The following is a 19800-nucleotide window of genomic DNA, read 5'->3' as shown; positions in this document are numbered from 1 at the left end:
CGTGAGGTTTGACAACAAGTCATGAAAAGAAGACGGCTACATCCTTCAAGCATTTCTATTAGGTATATCACCGAGAGCTTGTGAGTTTTTTGTGAGAAAGACACGTTATACTCGACCTTGGCGATATATTGCTTATTCAGAGAATGTCTCTTTAGCGTACAGGAAATCATCTGCTTTGAACAGCTAGACGGGTTATCTCGATAGATTGGAACGAAAGAATTGACTGAAGGAAGGGTTAATCATGAAACAATGGATCGAACAGCGAATCAGTCGCCAAGTGTTTGCCGTCTTTTATTTATTGATTGCGTTGGTTACACTCACGTCGATTGGGACGTATTTATATACACAGAGAACGATTGATACGACGACTGCCGAATTGGAACGAATCAGTTCTCAACGGTCGCATGCCACGAACCTTTTTGAAACGTGGCAATCGATGCAGTATGAGATGCGTGGACACGTCCTCCTCGGGGAGCAGGCATTGCTCGACCGGGCCCGGTCGGCTGCCGCTGACATCGAGGAACAGACCGCCTGGTTTGAAGGACAGGCGAATACAAAAGAAGAACAGCAATTTGCGGAAGATGCGCGACTGCTCTTTACGATCTATTCCACACGGGTCATGCCCGCGTTGGAGCAATACGTCAGGTCGAAAGAGCGGGGGGAGATTGACGAAGAGTTTTTACAAATGAAAACGGTCGGGCAGTTCATGCCGAGAAATGACACGTCTACTCAGACGCGATTTCAATTGAACTCAAGCGGTGCGGCGGACATGAGCGCGAGCATCGTCGACATGGAGTCGGTGTTCACGGATTACCGGACGACGTTGGACGGGCAGGAGACGGCATTACGTGCCGCCTTATCCGGACAGCTGGCAAACGCGCAGTGGTTATGGTTGCTCATCTTGCTTGGTTCTATCCTGATCTTGTTTGCGGCGATGCAACCGTACATCATACGATTGACGCGTCATATCCAGGTGTTGATTCGAAACAGTGAACGACTCGCAGCGGACCCTTATGCGGCCCTCGTTCCGGTCAAACCGCTGAAAAATGAAGTCGGCCAGCTGGCAAGCGCGTTCACGGACATGGCAGAATCGCTTATCGCCCAGCATGTTGAAATCAATCGGGAGCGTGAGAAGACGGCACGAATCGTCCACACGATGCGGGACTCCGTAGTGTTTGTCGAGCTGGCGACGAATGAACGGTACGGGAACAGTGCACTGTTTGATTTGTATGATTGCCCGGTACCTTCTGAGGATCGGCATGATTTGTTTTCTCTAGCCCCATACTATGAACAGTTCTATAAAGAAATCGACGATCCGGAAGGGTTGGACCGCTTTACACACCGTACGAAAAATTTAGGACTGTTCGATGAGACGTTCACATACACGATGCACGGCGGAAAACGAACGGTTCGCATGTATGCCGAGCCGATTGAGGTGCAACAAGTTCGTGTGGGTGTCATGTTCGTCTCCCGGGACATCACGAAAGAAATGGAGACGGATCAATTGAAGACGGATTTGGTCTCGACGGTCTCTCACGAACTGAGAACGCCGTTGACATCAATTTTAGGATTCGCCGAACTGTTGGAGAAGCGGGAAGTCGAAACGGAGAAGCGAACGAAGTATGCCCAAATGATCAGCCGTGAGACAAGACGGTTGGAAGAACTCGTCAACGATCTATTGGATGTGCAGAAGATGGAGGCGGGGATTGGGAACGAAGTATTCACGGTTGAACGATTGTTCGATTTGCTGTCGGACGTCATCGAAGTCCATGCCGGGTCAACCGAGCTGCACTTCTTCCATTTCAATTGTGATGAGTCGATTTTCGTTGCCGGAGACCCGGCGCGACTGAAGCAAGTGTTCTCCAACATTGTGAACAATGCCATCAAGTATTCTCCTGCTGGCGGGAATATCACGATCGATGTGACGTGTGACAGCCGTTCGATTCAAATTGCGTTTAAGGACGAAGGTCTCGGTGTGGGCGCGGGTGATTTGGAACGATTATTCGACAAGTTCTACCGCGCGCAGTCTGATGATCTCCGGGACATCCGGGGAACGGGTCTCGGTCTGGCCATCTGTAAAGAAATCGTGGAACGACATGGTGGCACGATCTCTGCTCAATCCCAAATCGGGGAAGGAACGACGATGCTCGTTCAACTTCCAACGGTCAAATAAATTTGAGTTTTTTTAAAAAACGGTGAATGCTTCCTTCCTTTGGTACGATATAAAGAGTGAATACGTTAGAGGACGAAAGGAAGACGATCATGTTACGCGGATTATATACGGCGGCGGGCGCAATGAACGCTTTGCAGCGCCAACAAGAGATATTGAGCAATAACCTCGGCAACGTACGGACACCAGGTTTTAAAGCCACAGACGGTGTCGTCCGTTCATTCCCGGAAATGTTGCTCGCCCAAGTGAGTAACCCGGATAATGGAAAGTCGCGTGTCCAAGGTGAAGTGGGGACCCTCTCGATGGGTGTCTACTTACAGGAGACGATGCCTCAGTTCACAGCGGGCAGTGTGACGGAGACGAGCAGCCCGACGGATGTGTATTTAAGACCGGCAGCCGGTACAGCCGGCGTCCCGATGTTTGCCGTCGAGCAGGAAGGGGAGACACGCTATACGACGAACGGTCGGTTCTCGATTGATGAGGACCGTTTCCTCCGCTCATCAGACGGCGGGTACATCCTCTCGAGCGAAGGTGAACGCATCCAGTTGCCATCGAGTGAGTTTCAATTGGCTAAAGACGGGACCATCACATCGCTCGGTGAAAACGTGGCGACGCTCGGAGCCTTCCAAATCGATGATTTGACGACACTTGAACAGGTCGGGAATGATTGGCGTGTGACGGGAGAGGCCCCGGCTCAGGCACCGGTCGAGTTCCAGCAAGGATTCATCGAGGAAGCAAACGTCAACCTCGACCAGACGATGGCCGATCTCATGATGACGTATCGCCAGTTCGAGGCGAACCAGAAAGTCGTGCAAGCATATGATAAAAGTGCCGAGCGTGCGATTGAAATCGCTCGGGTTCGTTAAGGAGGAACGGCATGCAATCGATTTATAACTCGGTCAACTCATTATCGCAACTTCAGCGTCAGTTGGACGTGACGGGACATAACCTCGCAAACGTTGACACGGTCGGCTTTAAGCGCCAACAAGGTCATTTCGCGTCACTTTTATCGCAAGCCTATGACAACCAGCCTCGTCCTGAGTATGAGGTCGGACGCGATACACCGAACGGAATTCGGATCGGGGTCGGTGGGCATGTGGCCGACATCACCCAGCAATTCAATATCGGACAAGTCCGGACGACCGAACGGGGACTCGACGTCTTCTTGAAAGCGAGTCGTCAGTTCTTTGTCGTCGAGACACCAGACGGGGTGGGCGTGACCCGGAGCGGGAACATGCAACTCTCTGTCGGTGAGGAGACGACGCTCGTCGATGTGAACGGAAACGCGTTACGCGGTACCGATGGCAATCCAATCACGATGCCGAACGATGCCACGAACCACCGTGTGCGTCAAGACGGCGTCGTCGTGGCACGTGTGAACGGCGTCGAGCAGGAATTCGGACGTCTCGATATCGTCGAGGTCCGCAATACGTCTGAGCTCCGTCCACTCGGTGAGAACGTCTACGCAGCCGATCTGGAGGCCGACGTCGACCGTCCGCTCGGTAACTTGTTGATCGAAGGAGCACTCGAGTCTTCGAACGTCGATATGACGAAAGAGCTGACCGATATGACGATCACGCAACGCGCCTATCAGATGAATTCACGGGCACTCTCCATGAGTGATCAGATGATGGGGCTCGTCACCTCATTACGTCCGTAATAGAAGCCGCTTCTCCTTGGAGAGGCGGTTTTGTTTTATACTGAAATGGAAGAGAGGGGGATGGAGATGGAAATCATCGTGGCAATGGATTCGTTCAAAGGGTCGCTTTCGAGTATAGAGGCGAACCGGGCCGTCGCGCAGGCGCTCGTGGGGCATACCGTTCATGCGATTCCGGTTTCGGATGGCGGGGAAGGTTTTTTGGATGCTTGGCTATTGTCGCATCCACATGCCGTCGAGATTGCAGGAGAGGTACGCATGCTTGACGGGACGACGCGTTTGGCACGATATGGCTGGGACGCGGAGGACCGTCACGCCGTGATCGAAGTGGCCGAGGCGACCGGACTAACGCGGGTCGATCACTTGGATCCCTGGCGTTACAGCTCGTATGGTACGGGGATGCAAATCGTTCAGGCATTGGACCGGGGAGCGAAACGGGTGACAGTAGGATTGGGTGGAAGCGGCACAATCGATGGTGGGAAAGGGTTGCTTGAGGCGATGGGCGCCCGTTTTTTGGACAGCCGGGGCCAGACCTTACCTACAATTCCACATCGACTGGAGGAGGTCGCCTCAATCGATTGGTCGAACCTGCACCCGGGTGTGAAGGACGTCGATTGGTGGATGGCCTCAGACGTGTCAAACCCGCTGATTGGAGAACATGGAGCAGCGGCTGTATTCGGACCTCAAAAAGGGCTCGTTCCGGAAGATGTGGCGCGATATGATCATATCCTGCAAACCTATGCGGCATGTTTTGATCACCCGTTCGCTGAATCGAAGGGAGCAGGAGCGGCTGGAGGGATTGGTTTTGCGCTCCTTCAGTTAGGTGCGACATATGTAAGTGGGATCGAGGAAGTCATCCGTTGGTCGGCGCTTGAAGAGGCATTGAAGTCGGCAGACTGGCTGATCACAGGGGAAGGGATGTTTGATGCGCAGTCGCTCAACGGGAAGGCGCCATATGGCCTGGCCCGGCTGGCCAAACTGTATGACGTACCGACGCTTGTCTTTACCGGACAGTCGGATTGGACCTCCCACCCGGAGGCGGGGATTGTCGCCGTCTTTCCGATCGTCTCCCGCGTCATGACGCTTGCGGAAGCGAAGTGGGAGGCAGCCCCATTGTTGACGGGAGCGGTAAGGCGCGTCTTTCACGTGATTGAAAACACGCCTGGACCAAAGTAGTCCAGACGTGCGATTCATTAGAGGGTGCGATCTTTTAACAAGTCGCGGATCTCCGTAAGAAGCTGTTCTTCCTTTGTAGGGGTAGGAGCCACTTTTTCTTCGATTTCTTTTTCCTGTTGCAACCGGTTGATGACTTTGACGATCAAGAACAGGGCGACAGCAATCAAGAAGAACGAGACGATTTGCTGAATGAAGTTCCCGTATAGCACATCGACCCCGAGGACGGAAGCTTTCAGGCTTGAGAAGTCGATCCCGCCGATCACGATGCCGAGAAGCGGCATAAAGATGTCATTGACGAGCGAGTTGACGATTGCCGTGAAGGCTGCACCGAGTACGACAGCGATGGCCAGGTCGATGACATTGCCCCGCATCGCGAACTTTTTAAATTCTTTCCACATACACAATCCTCCTGTCAGTGAATACCATAAGGGTAGCATAGGTAGCGGTCGAATCGAAACAGGAGAGACTCCGCCTCGAGGGTGCGTGCTTGTTCGACATTTCGCAATGGGGTACACTTAATAGGTAGCAATTTATTCGTTTTATTACCAGGTACTAATATGTTATAATCAATTCAGCTGAAAGGATGGTTGGACGTGGCGAACGAAGAACAAAAAGGTTCTGAGGAACAGACGGGTTCGAAAGTAGAACAGACGAGTTCAACAGAACAAGAGCCGAAACAACGGACAGAACGGGTACGATTATCGAACAATCGCCGCTTCCCGATTTTGTTGCGGGTGCTCGTGGTCTTATTGTTAGCTGTTGCGATGCTCGCGCTAGGAGCGGTCATCGGATATAGCGTCATTGGCGGGGGAGAGTGGAGAGATGTGTTTGACATCGACACGTGGCGCCATATCACCGATTTTTGGCTAACCTCTTAAAGGCGGTGAACCCATGTACACAATCGAACAAATAAAAGAAGTCATTCCACACCGGTATCCGTTTTTACTGATTGACCGAATCATCGAGGTCGAGGAGAAGAAACGAGCTGTCGGATTGAAAAACGTCACGGCAAACGAAGAGTTCTTTAACGGGCACTTCCCGGATTATAACGTCATGCCAGGTGTCTTGATCGTAGAAGCACTCGCACAAGTCGGGGCATTCGCGATGTTGAAAGACGAATCGAATCGAGGCAAGCTTGCCTTTTTCGCCGGAATCGATCATTGTCGATTCAAGCGTCAAGTCGTGCCAGGCGACCAGTTGCGCCTCGAAGTCGAAATCATGAAAATTCGTGGTCCGATCGGCAAAGGACGTGCCATCGCCACGGTGGACGGAGAAGTCGCTTGTGAGGCAGAACTCACTTTCGCCCTGAAGTGAGGAGAAGCAGGATGCGTGCAATCGTAATAACCGTGTTGGTCGGCCTGATGACTGTCGTAGGCTGCCAACAATTACAGACAGAAAAACCGAACGACGAGAACGTGGTGTACGAGCAAAACGTGGAGGAAACGATGATTGCAAAACGGGCGGGTCAATCCGATGCCATCGCCGTCTCTCTCGAACGGACGAACAGCTCAACGATGCTCTTCACGATCCGGATGCTTGAAAATCGTCGTCTCGATCCGACAACGGTCATCAGTTACGAGGTCGATGGAAATCGCATCGCCATTCCGTTTGGCGAATTGATTGCGGAGCGGGAAGAAGATATTCGGACGTATGAGTATCAAGTAGACGTCGACCCGGATCTGTTCGTGGCCGAGACGCTCCCACTCTTCCATATGGCGGAAGAAGGCGAAGCGGAAATCACGGTCCCTCTTGAAGTGGTCAACGGAACGAATTGAAATATTGTGACGGACAATTCACAAAGATTGTCCGTTTTTTTGTGTAATCATTTCCATTTTTACCGATAAAAACAGTGATTAGACTGTGGAGGGAATAATATGAAAAAAGCACAAGGACCATTGCTTCAAACTCAGATTTTGGCGATGATGATTGTATTTATCGTGCTATTGATTGGATCGATCGGCTGGTTCCAAGCCTACAGCACAAAACAGACCGTTCTCAGCACAGTACGTGCCGTGTCTCTCGAGGACGATACACGGATGAGTGACACGATTGATGCGGATACATACGAGGCGTTCATGGCGAATCCGGAGAAGATTGACGCAATCACCTCGAACATTTTAGAAGACAGCTTTTTGACCATTGCACTCGGCATTGCGCTCCCGCTCGCGATTGCAGGTTTCTTATTCTGGCTGTATTTTGTATGGAAACTGCGACCGCTTCAAGCATTGGAGCGGGTTGCCTCGTCGATTGCAGATGGGGATTTAGTGTCCGCCTCGCTAGAGGTGGAGCAGATTCGCGTCCGATCAAATGATGAAGTCAAACGTCTCACGTCCTCGATGGACCAAATGACTCACATTTTGCGAGACCTGATCGCCAATTTACAAGCATCCGCCCAGACCGTACATGATGAAAGCGGGCGTGTATCGAGCGTCTCAAAAGAAGTAAATGAGGCATCGAGTCAAATTGCAGGGACGATGGAGACCATCGCCAGCGGAGCCGAGGCTCAGAGTGAATTGACGATGAAGCTGTACGGCCATATGAATGAATTCTCTTCGTTTGTCGAACAGACAACAGCAGACGGACAGGATGTCAGCAAACAGGCCGATGTCGTCAGCAACATGACGACAGACGGATTGGCGTACATGGACAATGCTGTTGAAAAAATGATGAACATCCGGAATCAAGTCCAGCGCTCGCAGACTCAGGTGAAAGATTTTGAGCAGCAGGCAGACGAAGTGACGGCGCTCGTCACGATGATTCATCAGATTTCACAGCGCACGAACTTGCTGGCATTAAATGCGGCCATCGAGGCCGCGCGTGCCGGGGAGCATGGAAAAGGATTTGCGGTCGTGGCCACTGAAATCCGTAAACTTTCCGACAACGTCGCTGAGTCGGTCGGCGAGATCTCGGCAATCGTCGGCAGCGTGAAGCAAAACTCCATCACGCTCGGCCAGACGTTCCAGGAGAGCGTCGAAGCTGCAGAAGAAGGAAAAGTGACGCTCGAGTCGACGAAGCAAGCCTTCAATGAAATCGAACAAAGCGTCCGTCACATGCAACAGTTGACGGGTTCGATGCAAGGTCAGTTGGACCAGGTGAAGGCAAACCAACACAACATTCAGCATGGCCTGTCCGAAATCGCCTCGATTTCAGAAGAGAGTACGGCCGGCAACGAAGAAGTCGCGGCGTCGACCGAACAGATGTCCTCGACGAGCGAGACGATGAACCGTCTCGTCGAAGAGTTGTCGCACACAGCCGCTGCGATGCAACAGATGAGCCGGCAGTTCAAGATTTGAAGCAGGCTCACTTCAGACAGACCTCCCGCGTGTCCGCTATAATGGGCGCAAGGGAGGTTTTTGCATGCAACGGGTCTCAAGTGAACTCACACAATTTCGCGGCAGTCATTATGACTTTGGCCGCTTTCAGGGAGAATATATTAAAAGAAGTAAACTGCTCGAGAATCGGACCGACCAATGGAAGCTGCGTGTCCCGCGTTTTGAAATCGATGCGACTGCGGCGAAAGAGGCGTTCGACCGGTTTGCCCCGAAAATTTGGGAGGAGCTGCTCGGTCTTCAAGACGAACTGAAGCTGTCTCTCCAGGAGACGCTCCTGCACTTCGGACATTTCCGGGTCAATAATCCGGTGAGTGGTTGCTCGATTTTGACGGGGGACAACTTCCTCGTCCGGAACTATGATTACCATCCGATGACCTATGACGGACGCTTTAACGTCTTCCAGCCGGACGAGGGGTATGCGGTGATTGGACCGGTTTCCCGCGTGACCGGTCGCATGGATGGGATGAATGAAAAAGGACTGACAATGGGATACAACTTCATCAATCGCCGTCGTCCCGGGGACGGATTCGTCTGTCAGATGATCGGCCGTCTCATTCTCGAGACGTGTGCGAACGTCGAGGAGGCGGTCGACCTGTTAAAAGAGATCCCGCACCGCGGCTCCTTCACGTATGTCGTGCACGATCGCTCGTCAAAAACGCGCGTCATTGAAGCGACACCGCGTGACATCAAAGTTCGGGAGTCGACTATTTGTACGAATCATTTCGAACTTCTCCAGCACGAGAATCGTTACCATCTCGACGACTCGACACGACGGATGATGGAAATCAAGATGGTCCATCATTTGATTCAAGATGCCGAGAGTGCGTTCCGGCTCATGAACGATTCCGATAAAGGCGTGTTCTCCGATTTATATAAAAGCTGGGCCGGTACGATTCATACGGCTGCCTATTTCCCTGAGACGCTCGAGACATGGTTTGCGCTCGGTGGGGACCGGGAACCGATCGTCTTTCAATTTCAGGAATGGCTCGCCGGAAAGGATTTCGACTTGGATACCCTCGACGGGGAAATCGAGACGGACATCGAGTTTGCGAATTCGGTACAGTTATGGCGCTGATTGAAGCAGGCGAAGGAGACAAAATCCTTCGCCTTTTTACGCCTCAAACGTGAGGCAATGCGTAGCATTTAGATATTCTGTTGCAGGTGAGAATCCAATCGCTCCGTAAAATGCGTGATCCCTTGCCGTATCAGTATGGAGGACGAGGTGGAGAAAATAAGGCTTCGTCTGCTCGATGATCGCAGAAACGAGCGTGTGACCGATACCGGACCGTCGATGATCGGGATGTACATAGAAGCGACGAATGGTGTGGTTAATCATCGGGTTCTCCAATCGGATGAACGCATTTTTTCATCATATGTAGTCAAAATTAGGGAATAGAGAAAAGAGGAGGAGATATTCATGAAAAAAATAGGACTGATCACAATCTTAATTGGCATGGTGTTCGCTCTCGGTGGATGTGTGCCCGGAGACGGCACCTACACGTCGGACCCGGCCGGATTCTTCTGGGGCATCTGGCACGGATGGATTGCCCCGATTTCGCTTATCCTTGCATTATTCAATGACTCGTATCGCATTTATGAAGTGAATAACACGGGCTGGTTTTATGATTTAGGCTTTTATATCGCGGTCATCAGCGGATTTGGCGGCTTGGCATTGACCCGGAAAAATCGGATGTGACGACTCAGTCGGGCTTTCTTCCGGTAATTGCGGCTGTATGATAGTCACGGGAATCGGGACCACGCTCGATGGAGACATCATGATAACCCATTTTTTGAACCGAAGGGATGAACTGGTCATGGACCGACGTTTCAATCCCATCCCAGTGGATATCCCCTTTACCGTCACAATACGTGATGACAAATGTTCCACCCGGTTTCAACACACGATCGATTTCAGCTAACACCAGCCCGATGTCCTGCCAAAAATAGAGGGTATGGACGCTGAAGATGCAACCGACTGACGCGTTTGGAAGCGGAATGGATTGAAACTCACCCTGCAGAACGTTTACCCGTTTAGCTTGTAGCGCACGGTTGTTTCGTTTTTTTGCGGAAGCAACCATGGTCGGAGAACGGTCGAGACCGATGACTTGAACGTCCGGCCATTTTCGCAGGCTCGAGGCCAATGCGTCTCCTGCTCCGCACCCTAATTCAAGGATGGTGGAGGATGGCCGAACGGAAAGTTGATTGAGCGTCCACGCTACCTCGATACGATGTTGACGGACCATTTTTTCTCCGATATACGTACCGACGATGCCGCGAGGGCGCTCATATTGACTGTCGATCCATTGCTTGAAAACCTGTGGGAGCATGACAAACTCCTTTCTTAATATGGAAGTAGACTGATTGTAGCATATTTCATCATAAGGAGTAGCGGAGCTTCAGCTCATGTTGACGAATTCGAATACTATTCAATCTAAGGCCGATTCACGATGAATCGGTTTTTTACGTGGGATTTACGAAACTTATCTGTTCCTTCATGGTCATTTAACAAATAAACCTTAGTATAGAACGTGTGAGACCCCCTCACAATCGTACATCATCGTGTAGAACCTTTGAGTGATCAACAGAAGCCCGTACGTCGATGACGTCTCGTTTCGGTTGGTCCTTTTTTTTCAGAAAGGATGAATGAACGTGAACAACAAGACCGAAAACACCACATCCCTTCAGGAAGAGCGTCTCTCAATTGAACCTGTGACTTTCCCGATTATTGCGCATCAGGTCATCGTTCAACCGATTCTTACAGACCCGACGTTCTCGGACGCTTTCCAAGTGTCGCAGGGGGAATGTTCGTTTGAGAAGCAGACATGACCTCCCTCCAATTACAGCATGTATCCAAATCGTATCGGCAAGAGGAAGTCGTTCGTGATTTCACCAGTACGATTGAGGCAGGGGAATACGTGGTCGTCACAGGACCTTCCAATGCGGGAAAAAGTACGTTGCTGAAATTGATAGCTGGCAAGGAGCTTGTGTCGAGTGGGGTGATTCGCATGAATGGCGTGGCGACGAACCGACTGGGTGCGAAAGAACGGACCTTGCCCATCCTGAATCGAATCGAACCGCTCGCTCACTTCTTCAGCGTACAGCGATATCTCATGGGGAGCAGATCCAAAGAGGAAGCTTTTGCGGGAGAACGGCAGCATCGATTTCGAAAGGTCAAGCAGTTGCTTGAACTTGAGGAGGATTTACTTAAAAAAAGAGTGGGGCAACTTTCATCAGGGGAGCGTCAACGTGTCATGTTGGCGAAACTATTCATGAATGAATCATCAATTTTTATAGTGGATGAGCCACTCACGCGCGTTGATTTGTCACAGCGATTGCGTATCTTTCGCAAGATTCGGGAGTGGCAGAGACAGCAGGGGATCACTTTGATTCATGCAACGAAGAATGAACAAGAAGTGATGTTGGCCGATCGGGTGATGATTCTGAACAAAGGGAAGATTCAACAAGTCGGAAAACCGTTAGAAATATATAATCGACCGTCGAACATTGTCGTGGCTTCCTGGTTAGGGTCGCCACCGATGAATCTGGCTGCTGTCACCCGGAACAATCGGGGATGGACGACTACAGATGGTCGTTTCTTTCCGATGAACACGAAAACGGAAAAACGAAAAGCCATTTTAGGGATTCGACCGGAACATATCCAACCTGCCGGTGATGAAGTGACGTTTTATGCGATAATCAAGCGGATTGAAATCTTTGGGGCTGAAACCGTCCTGACCTTCCCAATCGGGGAGGATGAGTGGAAGGCGAGATGGACAGGGGAATGGCCACTATCGATTGGGGAAAAAGTCGGTTGTCATGTCCTGGCGTGTCACATGACATGGTTTGATGAGGAGGGTGAACGACTGGAGAACCCGCGTCAGAGACTATTCGATTTACTTGAATTCACTCATTGAGCCCATAGAAGCGTATACGTCAAATCCCGCCAGGACAGCGCCTTGGCGGGATCAATTATGTACAGGGCACGAGTGGACGCGAGTCGACTTTAGAGATGACGACACGGTTTCGGCCATTTCGTTTGGCTTGATATAATGCGGAGTCCGCGACATCGACCATCCGTTTGATGGGAAGGGCGGTGCCGTGAGAGACGCCGACGGAAGCCGTGATGTGAATTGGCGGGAAATCGTTCAAGAAGAAGACGGCAGCCGCAATCCGTTCCCGAATCCGGTTCGCGACTTGATCAACTTTGTCCGGTGTCAAATCGTACATGAGGATGACAAACTCTTCGCCGCCGATGCGTGCGACCGTGTCATGGACTCGCGTCTCGGCCTTTAAAATCTCGGCGAACTGTTGGAGGACAAGGTCTCCGTTCCCGTGTCCATACGTATCGTTCACATGCTTGAAATGATCGATATCGATAGCAAGTACGTTATATGTACGGCTCTCCTCTTCGAGGGACTCGGTACGGCGATCCCAGACCCGGCGGTTGAACAGGCCGGTCAAATGGTCGCGCTCGGACGATTGTTTATATTCGATGGCCCGTCGTGTCGTACGTTCTAGATCGAGTGTCAACACACTGGAGAGCGTCCCGACGAGGAGCCCGACCGTCCACATCGGAAACATGAGGGAGCCATAGATCGGACTCCAACCGATGTTGATCCAGACGACAACCGAGATGACGAAAAGGGCCCACACATTCAAGACGATGCTCTGTAAGAAAAGCCTCTCTTTGAAGCGTTGGTGCAACCATACCATGCCGAGACTGAGAAGGAACGTCGCGACAAAGGCGAGTGCGGCTTCCTTGTTCACGCCAAACAAGAAGCGTGTGCTGGCGATGATCGACGTCGCCAACATCAATGGACGCCGTTCTCCGTAAAACGCCAATAAAATGAGGGGTAAGTAACGTAAATCAACCCGCATCGTCGTATTGACTTCAACTGCATTGTACATGAGAAAAAGCCCAAGTCCTCCCGCCAGAAGACCGTTCAGCATTCCGCGTGCGCCAGCTGAGTAAAACAGGTCGGAATGATAGATTTTCGAGATGATGTAAAACCCGGTAAATGCGATACAAGCGTTAAAGAGTAAAGCGGTAACCGTCATGCTTTCACAACCTTTTAGTGAACTATACTCTAACGGTATCAGGCTTCAAAAAAATGTCAATTCATTATTGCCAAAAAACAGTGATTTATTACGCTTTTTTCTTCGTTCCGCGAAACGCAAAAAACATCGCAAGTCCGATGCCGACGCCGAGCCACCAGTTGTCGAGTGTCAAACCGAAGATGACTGCGAACACGACGGCGACCGGTACGGCTAAATAACCTCGTTGTTTCATCACTTTCACCCTTTCCGTTTCCTTATTCACATTCGCCTATTCCCTCTCTCAAATGTAGCGTAACCGACTCCACAAAACAGGTTTGGTCCTCATGAACCAAACCTGTTTTCATAGATTTCTTTTTCAGAAGCCAAAATCGAAGGTCTTGTGTGGAGCTCAATCGAAAACTTTGTACCTTCCCCGTAGACGGAATCAGCATGAATCCCCCATCCGTGAGCTTCAGCGATCCGTTTACAAATGCGTAGCCCGAGCCCGGTACCTTTGATCGGACGATGGGCATCGGAGTCGACCCGGTAGTATTCATCGAATACGTGGGGGAGGGCATCGGCCGGGATCCCGATTCCGGAGTCTTGAACCGACAACACCAGTGTTCCGTCCGCTTCATGTACCCGTGTATGGACGGTGCCGCCTTTTGGTGAGTACTTGATGGCATTGCCAATTAAGTTGTGGAGCATCTGCCGGAACTTTTCTTCGTCTGCCTCGACGGTCACATCCGGTGCTTCCCACGTCACTTCGTGTTGAGGAGAAGTCGTTTGGTAGCTCTCGGTGACGTCTTCGAGCACGGGTTGAACCGGGAACGTCGTCACGGTCAGCTGTTCAGCCGAATAGCTGACCTTTTGATAGTCAAGGAAGTTATCGACGAGCCGCTCTAACCGTTCGGCCTCATGCTTGACGTGTGCCAGCATGTTGTACGTCTTCTCGTCCCCGTCATGGTTGGACATCAACAGCTCGGTATACCCGTTGATCGCGGTGAGCGGGGTGCGGAAGTCATGGGACAGTTCGGCGAGGAACGAATCCTTTCGCTCTTCAAATCGAACGGCATCCGTCTGGTCACGCCACATGATGAAGACACCTCGTGGCGTGCGCGTGAAGTTGAAGATGAGCTGGAACGTCCGGTCTTTCAAGTGCAGGCGACGTGACGTCATGCTTGGGTAGTGACCGGATTCATTTTCAAGCAACTCCTCAAGCAAGTGAGCGACCTGTGTTGAATCGGCGTTGTGGCGAGCGAATGCCTCAAAGAAAAAATGCATCATCGTTTCCGTATTGGCGAAACGCTGCGTTTTCATCGATGGACAGAGTCTGCGAAGGTGGTGGTTCGTATAAAGTTGATGGCGGGCAAAATCGATGTAGCACACGGCATCCTGTACCTCTTCTACAATCGACGCGATTGAAAAAGCGCGCGGTGCTCGCTTCTGCCGGGCAGATTTTTTCTGCCGGGCGAGCCGTTTTCCAATTGGCGTAGGTCGTCTGCGACTCATCGAATGACCTCCCTTCTGAACATGTATAGTCCTTCACATCTAGTATACGCTATTCGGGCAGAATTCCCTACATGGGCGAAGGTCCTATGAAAAAAGTGTCGTATTCGGGACAAACGCACAAAAAGCATGCTGGAAGACAGCATGCCTGATTTTTACGGATTGACAAGAAGTTGACCCATCATACCATTTTCTTCGTGTTCAAGAATATGGCAGTGGTACATAAAGAGACCGGGTTCAGTGAAGGTCATTTCAATTTTGACTTTCTCGCCCGGTTCGACGGCGACCGTGTCTTTCCATCCGCGTTCGTTATCAGCAGGCGGTTGACCATCCCGGCTGAGGATCCGGAATTGTACCCCGTGGATATGGAACGGATGAGTCATCCCGCCCATCATATCTTTCCGGTTGTAGATTTCCCATACCTCGGTGCTTCCTTGCTTGACCGAAATGTCGATCCGGTCCGGATCATACGTTTTCCCATCGATGCTCACCATGTGTCCCATCCCGAACAAGGTCAATTGCCGGTCCGCTTTGACGGAAGGTTGGTCCTCGGCAGGAGTCTTCGATCTCAGGTTGACCGGTTGTTGGGTCAGGTCCCCGATGTTGAATGTTGTGAAGGCGACTCCGTTTGCTTCGATTGCAACCGTGTCCCCGGTTTGTTGATCAGAGAAATCGAGTAAGAGTTCAGCCCGTTCTCCAGGGGTAAGCGTTAACGTATCAAGCTGCACCGGTTCATCCAACAGCCCGCCATCTGTTGCGATTTGGGTGAAGGATTGTCCGTTTGATAGCGAAAATGAAAATTTGCGGGCATTCGATCCGTTGACGAGCCGGACGCGTAACGTTTCGGTCGTCACGTCAAATGTCGTGTTGATGGCCCCGTTCGCGAGGAGCGTGTCGCCTACTGTACCGTCTACATTCATCTGTGCATCGTAATCGAGCTGTCCATCTTTCGTGAATAAACGGTCTTGTACAATGAGAGGAATGTCATCGACTCCGTACTCATGGGGGAGTGCACCCTCTGTCTTCGGGTCGGTCACATAAAGGAGACCGGCCAGCCCTTTATATACCTGTTCGGCGGTTGCCCCCATCGGATGGGGGTGGAACCAAAGGGTCCCCGGGTCTTGATTGACGTCGATTTTGACCCGTGCCTGTTCACCTGATGCCACACGTTGATGGGGTCCCCCGTCCATCTCGCCTGGAACAACTAATCCATGCCAGTGGAAAGAGGTCTCCTCCTTCAACCGGTTCACCGTATCGATATAGACAGTTTTTCCTGTCGGCAACTCAATCATCGGCCCGAGCAAATCTCCATTGTAACCGAGAGTCTCAGAGGGTTTTCCGCTTCGGAAGAATTGGTGCGTGCCTTCGTTCGCTTCCAGCGTGTAATAAACCGCGCCGTCCGTGACCCGGTCAGCTTTTAATCGGTTCGGAATCGGGAGTGCTTGCTCGGGTTCATCGGACGAGGAGAGCGCGGAGCTCGACCCGTCCCCCATAAAACCAAAATCGTCCATCATGTTTCCGTTCATATTTTCATCAAACGACCCGTTCTCCATCATATGGTTCATCGGACCAAAATGAAATCTCCCATTGAAAAGTAATAACATGAGCACGAGGATGATGCCAATCAAAACCCCCGTCACGATGAGCCAAATCGCTCCTTTTCTCAATCGAAACACTCCTTCGTAAATCAGACTTCATTCTACATTTACCACGTAATTGTGAAAGAAACATGAAAGTCAAAATCCGTTTCATGATATACGGGATAGGGGTACAAACGTCTCTATAAGGAGGAGATGGGAATGGAACAGGCACATCACCACGAACATCATGAAGAGACACAAGAATCACATCATCAGGATCACCGTCAAGGCGGACATCACGGACATCATGATCATGAGCATATGATCGAGGACTTCAAACGGCGATTCTTCGTCTCCGTCGGATTGATGATTCCGATTCTGATTTTGTCCGATATGATTCAGGAGTGGTTCGGTTTTGAGCTGGACTTCGCCTATGAAAAGACGATCCTATTCGTGTTGGCAACGATTGTTTACGTGTACGGAGGTTGGCCGTTCTTAAAAGGAAGTCTGGACGAGCTGAGGGACAAGAATCCGGGTATGATGATGCTGATCGGTCTGGCCATCAGTGTTGCTTACTTTTACAGCGTCGCTGTCGTCTTTGGATATGGCAGTGGACATGACTTCTTTTGGGAGTTGGCTAGCTTGATTGTCATCATGCTCCTCGGGCACTGGATTGAGATGCGTTCGGTCATGGGAGCCTCGAATGCGCTGGAACAACTCGTCAAGCTGTTACCGAGTGAGGCACACCGCATCGACGGAGACAAGACAGAAGACGTACCGGTGTCTGAGTTGAAAGAAGGCGACCGCATCCTCGTCAAACCGGGAGAACAAGTGCCGGTCGACGGGACCATCATCAAAGGACGGTCGACGATTGACGAGTCGATGTTGACAGGGGAGTCGGTGCCGGTTGAAAAGAATGAGGGGGAGGAAGTCATCGCCGGGTCCATCAATCAGGAAGGAAGTATGACGATTGAAACGACCGGAACCGGAGACAGCACGTATCTCTCGAAAGTCATCGAGTTGGTGAGTGAGGCCCAACAATCGAAATCACGCGCCCAAGGATTCGCCGATCGGGCTGCCAAATATTTGTTCTATATCGCCGTAGGAGCAGGTGTCATCACGTTCATCATTTGGTTCCTTCTCGGCTATTCTGTTGGGACCGCTGTCGAGCGGATGGTGACGGTCATGGTCATCTCGTGTCCGCACGCCCTGGGGCTTGCTTCTCCGCTCGTCGTGGCGGTATCGACCGCACTTTCAGCGAAGCAGGGACTCTTGATCCGCAACCGGACACAGTTTGAAGAAGCCCGTCGCCTGAACGCGGTCATCTTTGATAAGACCGGGACGTTGACCCAAGGAGACTTCGGTGTCACGGATGTTTATCCGAGTGCATCCTATTCAGAAGAAGAGGTATTGCATCTTGCGGCATCGATCGAGACAGAATCACAACATCCCCTTGCCCGGGGTGTATTGCGTGAAGCAGAAAAACGGGAGCTGAAACTGTCAGAGGTGGACGACTTCGGGTCGATGACGGGTGTCGGATTAGAAGGGAAGGTAGAGGGGGCACATGTTCAAGTTGTCAGTCCCCGCCATATCCGTGACAACGGGATTGATATCGATGAAGAGACGTTCGCGAAGCTTTCAGAAGAAGGGAAGACGGTCGTCTTCGTCTTGAAAGACGGGGAATGGGTCGGCATGATTGCCTTGGCCGACATGGTGCGTGAGGAGGCGAAAGAAACCGTCGAAGCACTTCGTGAACGCGGGGTGCGCTCGATCATGTTGACCGGGGACAATCAAAAAGTCGCACACTGGGTCGCGGAACAACTCGGCATCGACGATGTGTATGCAGAAGTGTTGCCGGACGACAAAGCCAATCAAGTGAAAGATGTGCAAGCGGACGGAAGCAAAGTCGCGATGGTCGGGGACGGGATCAACGACGCGCCAGCCCTCGCGCAGGCGGACGTCGGGATTGCGATCGGAAGCGGGACAGACGTGGCGGTTGAGACTGCGGACATCGTCCTCGTCCAGAGCAATCCGAAAGACGTACTGTCCATCCTGGACCTGTCAAAAAACACGTATAGAAAAATGGTGCAGAACCTATGGTGGGCAGCGGGCTACAACATCGTGGCGATTCCACTCGCCGCCGGGGTCTTGGCTCCGTTCGGCATCATCCTCTCGCCTGCCATCGGGGCGGTGCTCATGAGTCTCAGTACGGTCATTGTCGCAATCAACGCGCGAATGCTCCGGATTTAACAACTTTTTCACCTTTACCAAATATGCTAGGATGGATGGCATAGATGGAGGGATTAAGATGAAACATAAAGTGATCATACCGTTGCTCATGACACCGCTCTTGCTCGCCGCGTGCGCTGCAGACGAGACGAACGTCGAGCAATCGGAGGATGTGTCAGAATCGCAATCTGAAAATCAAGCTGAACAGACAAATCAGGCAGAAGAGGACAACTGGCAACTCCTGAAGGGGGAGGAGACCGTTTCGCATATCCACGGGGCCGGCTTTTGGCAGGAAGATGCGCGTCCGGTCATCGCGACGCATGCCGGTCTGATGGAACATCGTGAGGACGGCTGGTACGTGTTGACGAAAAACCGGCACGACTATATGGGCTTTGAACTCGTCGAAGGCGGGTTCTATGGAAGCGGGCATCCGGACCGACGGACAGACTTTAAAAATCCGATGGGCGTCATCCATGGTCAACACCACGGGTCGACTCTCGAGGAACGGTCTCTTGCAGGTGAGGCGGACTTCCACTATATGAGCGCCGGATATGCAGCGGATAGCTTGTATGTGTATTTAGAAGAGGCGACGAGTGAACTCGAAGCAGGCTTCTACCGTTCATTCGATGGCGGTGAGACGTTTGAACCGATGAAGTTGGATGGCGTCGACGGACGTCAGCTCGCAGGCATCGTGGCGGACGCGACAGAGCAAGAACGTGTCTTCATGTATGGTCCTTCGGGGATGATTGAATCGACGGATGGCGGCGATACGTTTGAACCGCTGATCGAAAACGAAATGATCGTGACGGCCGCTGCCGACGCGGGACGTCTTGCCTACGTTCGGAAAGTGGACGCATCGTTTGAAGGGGTCCTTTACGATATCGAGGAGAAGAAGGCGACGCCTTTCGAACTCCCGGAATTGGCGGAAGGTGCTGTACCGATTAAAGTGGCCGTTAAAGGCGAACGGATTTTACTTGTGACGTCGGATAACAGCGTCTATGAGTATGCGAATGACAAGTGGAAACCGTTGTTAGAAGCAGGTGAAATAAAATAAATCAGACATCCCTCGTGAAGTGAGCGATGTCCGGTGAAAAGACGAACGGGTGCGTT

At 51.6% G+C, this 19800-nt stretch carries 21 protein-coding genes; 14 read left to right on the top strand and 7 right to left on the bottom strand.

Annotation, left to right across the window (positions count from 1 at the left end; translation table 11 throughout):
• Window positions 1-241: 241 nt before the first annotated feature.
• From KNP03_RS04990 to KNP03_RS04975, 4 genes are all read left to right on the top strand, one after another.
• Window positions 242-2173 (top strand): HAMP domain-containing sensor histidine kinase, encoded by a 1932-nt coding sequence (locus tag KNP03_RS04990; RefSeq protein WP_214826040.1) that lies wholly within the window; start codon window positions 242-244, stop codon window positions 2171-2173.
• Window positions 2174-2262: 89 nt separating this feature from the next.
• Complete coding sequence (locus KNP03_RS04985; RefSeq protein ID WP_214826038.1) at window positions 2263-3036, top strand: flagellar hook-basal body protein; 774 nt, start codon at window positions 2263-2265, stop codon at window positions 3034-3036.
• Window positions 3037-3047: 11 nt separating this feature from the next.
• Window positions 3048-3830 (top strand): flagellar hook-basal body protein, encoded by a 783-nt coding sequence (locus KNP03_RS04980; protein WP_214826036.1) that lies wholly within the window; start codon window positions 3048-3050, stop codon window positions 3828-3830.
• A 66-nt stretch (window positions 3831-3896) separates the two neighbouring features.
• A complete protein-coding gene (locus KNP03_RS04975) occupies window positions 3897-5003 on the top strand; it encodes a glycerate kinase family protein (RefSeq protein WP_214826029.1) in 1107 nt (368 codons plus the stop codon).
• 17 nt (window positions 5004-5020) lie between these two features.
• On the opposite strand, the gene mscL is transcribed toward KNP03_RS04975, so the two are convergent.
• A complete protein-coding gene (gene mscL, locus KNP03_RS04970; RefSeq protein ID WP_214826027.1) occupies window positions 5021-5401 on the bottom strand; it encodes a large conductance mechanosensitive channel protein MscL in 381 nt (126 codons plus the stop codon).
• A 195-nt stretch (window positions 5402-5596) separates the two neighbouring features.
• Here mscL and KNP03_RS13595 point away from each other — a divergent pair, with 195 nt between their 5' ends.
• The 5 genes from KNP03_RS13595 to KNP03_RS04945 all read left to right on the top strand — a co-directional run bounded on the left by KNP03_RS13595 (window position 5597) and on the right by KNP03_RS04945 (window position 9410).
• Window positions 5597-5881: a DNA-directed RNA polymerase subunit beta gene (locus KNP03_RS13595; RefSeq protein WP_214826016.1), complete on the top strand. Its 285-nt coding sequence runs from the start codon at window positions 5597-5599 to the stop codon at window positions 5879-5881.
• A 13-nt stretch (window positions 5882-5894) separates the two neighbouring features.
• Window positions 5895-6317 (top strand): 3-hydroxyacyl-ACP dehydratase FabZ, encoded by a 423-nt coding sequence (gene fabZ / locus KNP03_RS04960; RefSeq protein ID WP_214826014.1) that lies wholly within the window; start codon window positions 5895-5897, stop codon window positions 6315-6317.
• 11 nt (window positions 6318-6328) lie between these two features.
• Window positions 6329-6778, top strand: coding sequence for a hypothetical protein (locus tag KNP03_RS04955; RefSeq protein WP_214826012.1), 450 nt, complete (start codon window positions 6329-6331; stop codon window positions 6776-6778).
• A 99-nt stretch (window positions 6779-6877) separates the two neighbouring features.
• Window positions 6878-8296 (top strand): methyl-accepting chemotaxis protein, encoded by a 1419-nt coding sequence (locus KNP03_RS04950; RefSeq protein WP_214826010.1) that lies wholly within the window; start codon window positions 6878-6880, stop codon window positions 8294-8296.
• A 64-nt stretch (window positions 8297-8360) separates the two neighbouring features.
• Entirely contained in the window at window positions 8361-9410 is a 1050-nt protein-coding gene (locus KNP03_RS04945; protein WP_214826008.1) for a C45 family autoproteolytic acyltransferase/hydrolase, read from the top strand.
• Window positions 9411-9446: 36 nt separating this feature from the next.
• Here KNP03_RS04945 and KNP03_RS04940 read toward each other — a convergent pair whose 3' ends face one another.
• On the bottom strand, window positions 9447-9671 hold the full coding sequence (locus KNP03_RS04940) for a GNAT family N-acetyltransferase (RefSeq protein ID WP_214826005.1): 225 nt from the start codon (window positions 9669-9671) through the stop codon (window positions 9447-9449).
• A gap of 81 nt (window positions 9672-9752) precedes the next feature.
• Here KNP03_RS04940 and KNP03_RS04935 point away from each other — a divergent pair, with 81 nt between their 5' ends.
• On the top strand, window positions 9753-10031 hold the full coding sequence (locus tag KNP03_RS04935) for a hypothetical protein (RefSeq protein ID WP_214826003.1): 279 nt from the start codon (window positions 9753-9755) through the stop codon (window positions 10029-10031).
• Window positions 10032-10035: 4 nt separating this feature from the next.
• On the opposite strand, the gene KNP03_RS04930 is transcribed toward KNP03_RS04935, so the two are convergent.
• Window positions 10036-10662, bottom strand: coding sequence for a class I SAM-dependent methyltransferase (locus KNP03_RS04930; protein ID WP_214826001.1), 627 nt, complete (start codon window positions 10660-10662; stop codon window positions 10036-10038).
• A gap of 322 nt (window positions 10663-10984) precedes the next feature.
• Here KNP03_RS04930 and KNP03_RS04925 point away from each other — a divergent pair, with 322 nt between their 5' ends.
• Window positions 10985-11161: a hypothetical protein gene (locus tag KNP03_RS04925; protein ID WP_214825999.1), complete on the top strand. Its 177-nt coding sequence runs from the start codon at window positions 10985-10987 to the stop codon at window positions 11159-11161.
• Entirely contained in the window at window positions 11158-12249 is a 1092-nt protein-coding gene (locus KNP03_RS04920; protein WP_214825997.1) for an ABC transporter ATP-binding protein, read from the top strand. The genes KNP03_RS04925 and KNP03_RS04920 overlap by 4 nt, the downstream gene beginning before the upstream one ends.
• A 55-nt stretch (window positions 12250-12304) precedes the next feature.
• Here the strand turns inward: KNP03_RS04920 and KNP03_RS04915 are convergent, their stop codons facing one another.
• From KNP03_RS04915 to KNP03_RS04900, 4 genes are all read right to left on the bottom strand, one after another.
• The gene (locus KNP03_RS04915; RefSeq protein WP_214825995.1) at window positions 12305-13393 is read right to left on the bottom strand and encodes a GGDEF domain-containing protein; all 1089 of its coding nucleotides are present in this window, start codon (window positions 13391-13393) and stop codon (window positions 12305-12307) included.
• Window positions 13394-13481: 88 nt separating this feature from the next.
• Entirely contained in the window at window positions 13482-13625 is a 144-nt protein-coding gene (locus tag KNP03_RS04910) for a hypothetical protein (protein ID WP_214825992.1), read from the bottom strand.
• Between the two features lie 89 nt (window positions 13626-13714).
• A complete protein-coding gene (locus KNP03_RS04905) occupies window positions 13715-14884 on the bottom strand; it encodes a sensor histidine kinase (RefSeq protein ID WP_214825990.1) in 1170 nt (389 codons plus the stop codon).
• 152 nt (window positions 14885-15036) lie between these two features.
• Window positions 15037-16557, bottom strand: a complete 1521-nt coding sequence (locus KNP03_RS04900) for a multicopper oxidase family protein (protein WP_420827876.1) — start codon at window positions 16555-16557, stop codon at window positions 15037-15039.
• A 123-nt stretch (window positions 16558-16680) separates the two neighbouring features.
• Between KNP03_RS04900 and KNP03_RS04895 the strand changes: the two genes are divergently transcribed.
• Together KNP03_RS04895 and KNP03_RS04890 are read left to right on the top strand one after the other, a co-directional pair.
• The gene (locus tag KNP03_RS04895) at window positions 16681-18711 is read left to right on the top strand and encodes a heavy metal translocating P-type ATPase (RefSeq protein WP_214825988.1); all 2031 of its coding nucleotides are present in this window, start codon (window positions 16681-16683) and stop codon (window positions 18709-18711) included.
• 58 nt (window positions 18712-18769) lie between these two features.
• On the top strand, window positions 18770-19744 hold the full coding sequence (locus KNP03_RS04890) for a F510_1955 family glycosylhydrolase (protein ID WP_214825986.1): 975 nt from the start codon (window positions 18770-18772) through the stop codon (window positions 19742-19744).
• Window positions 19745-19800: the final 56 nt, after the last annotated feature.

Origin of the sequence: Exiguobacterium algae, assembly GCF_018617875.1 — a bacterium.
Lineage (GTDB): Bacteria > Bacillota > Bacilli > Exiguobacteriales > Exiguobacteriaceae > Exiguobacterium > Exiguobacterium algae.
The sequence above is the reverse complement of the archived record's forward strand: the minus strand, read 5'-3'. Positions and strand labels throughout refer to the sequence as shown.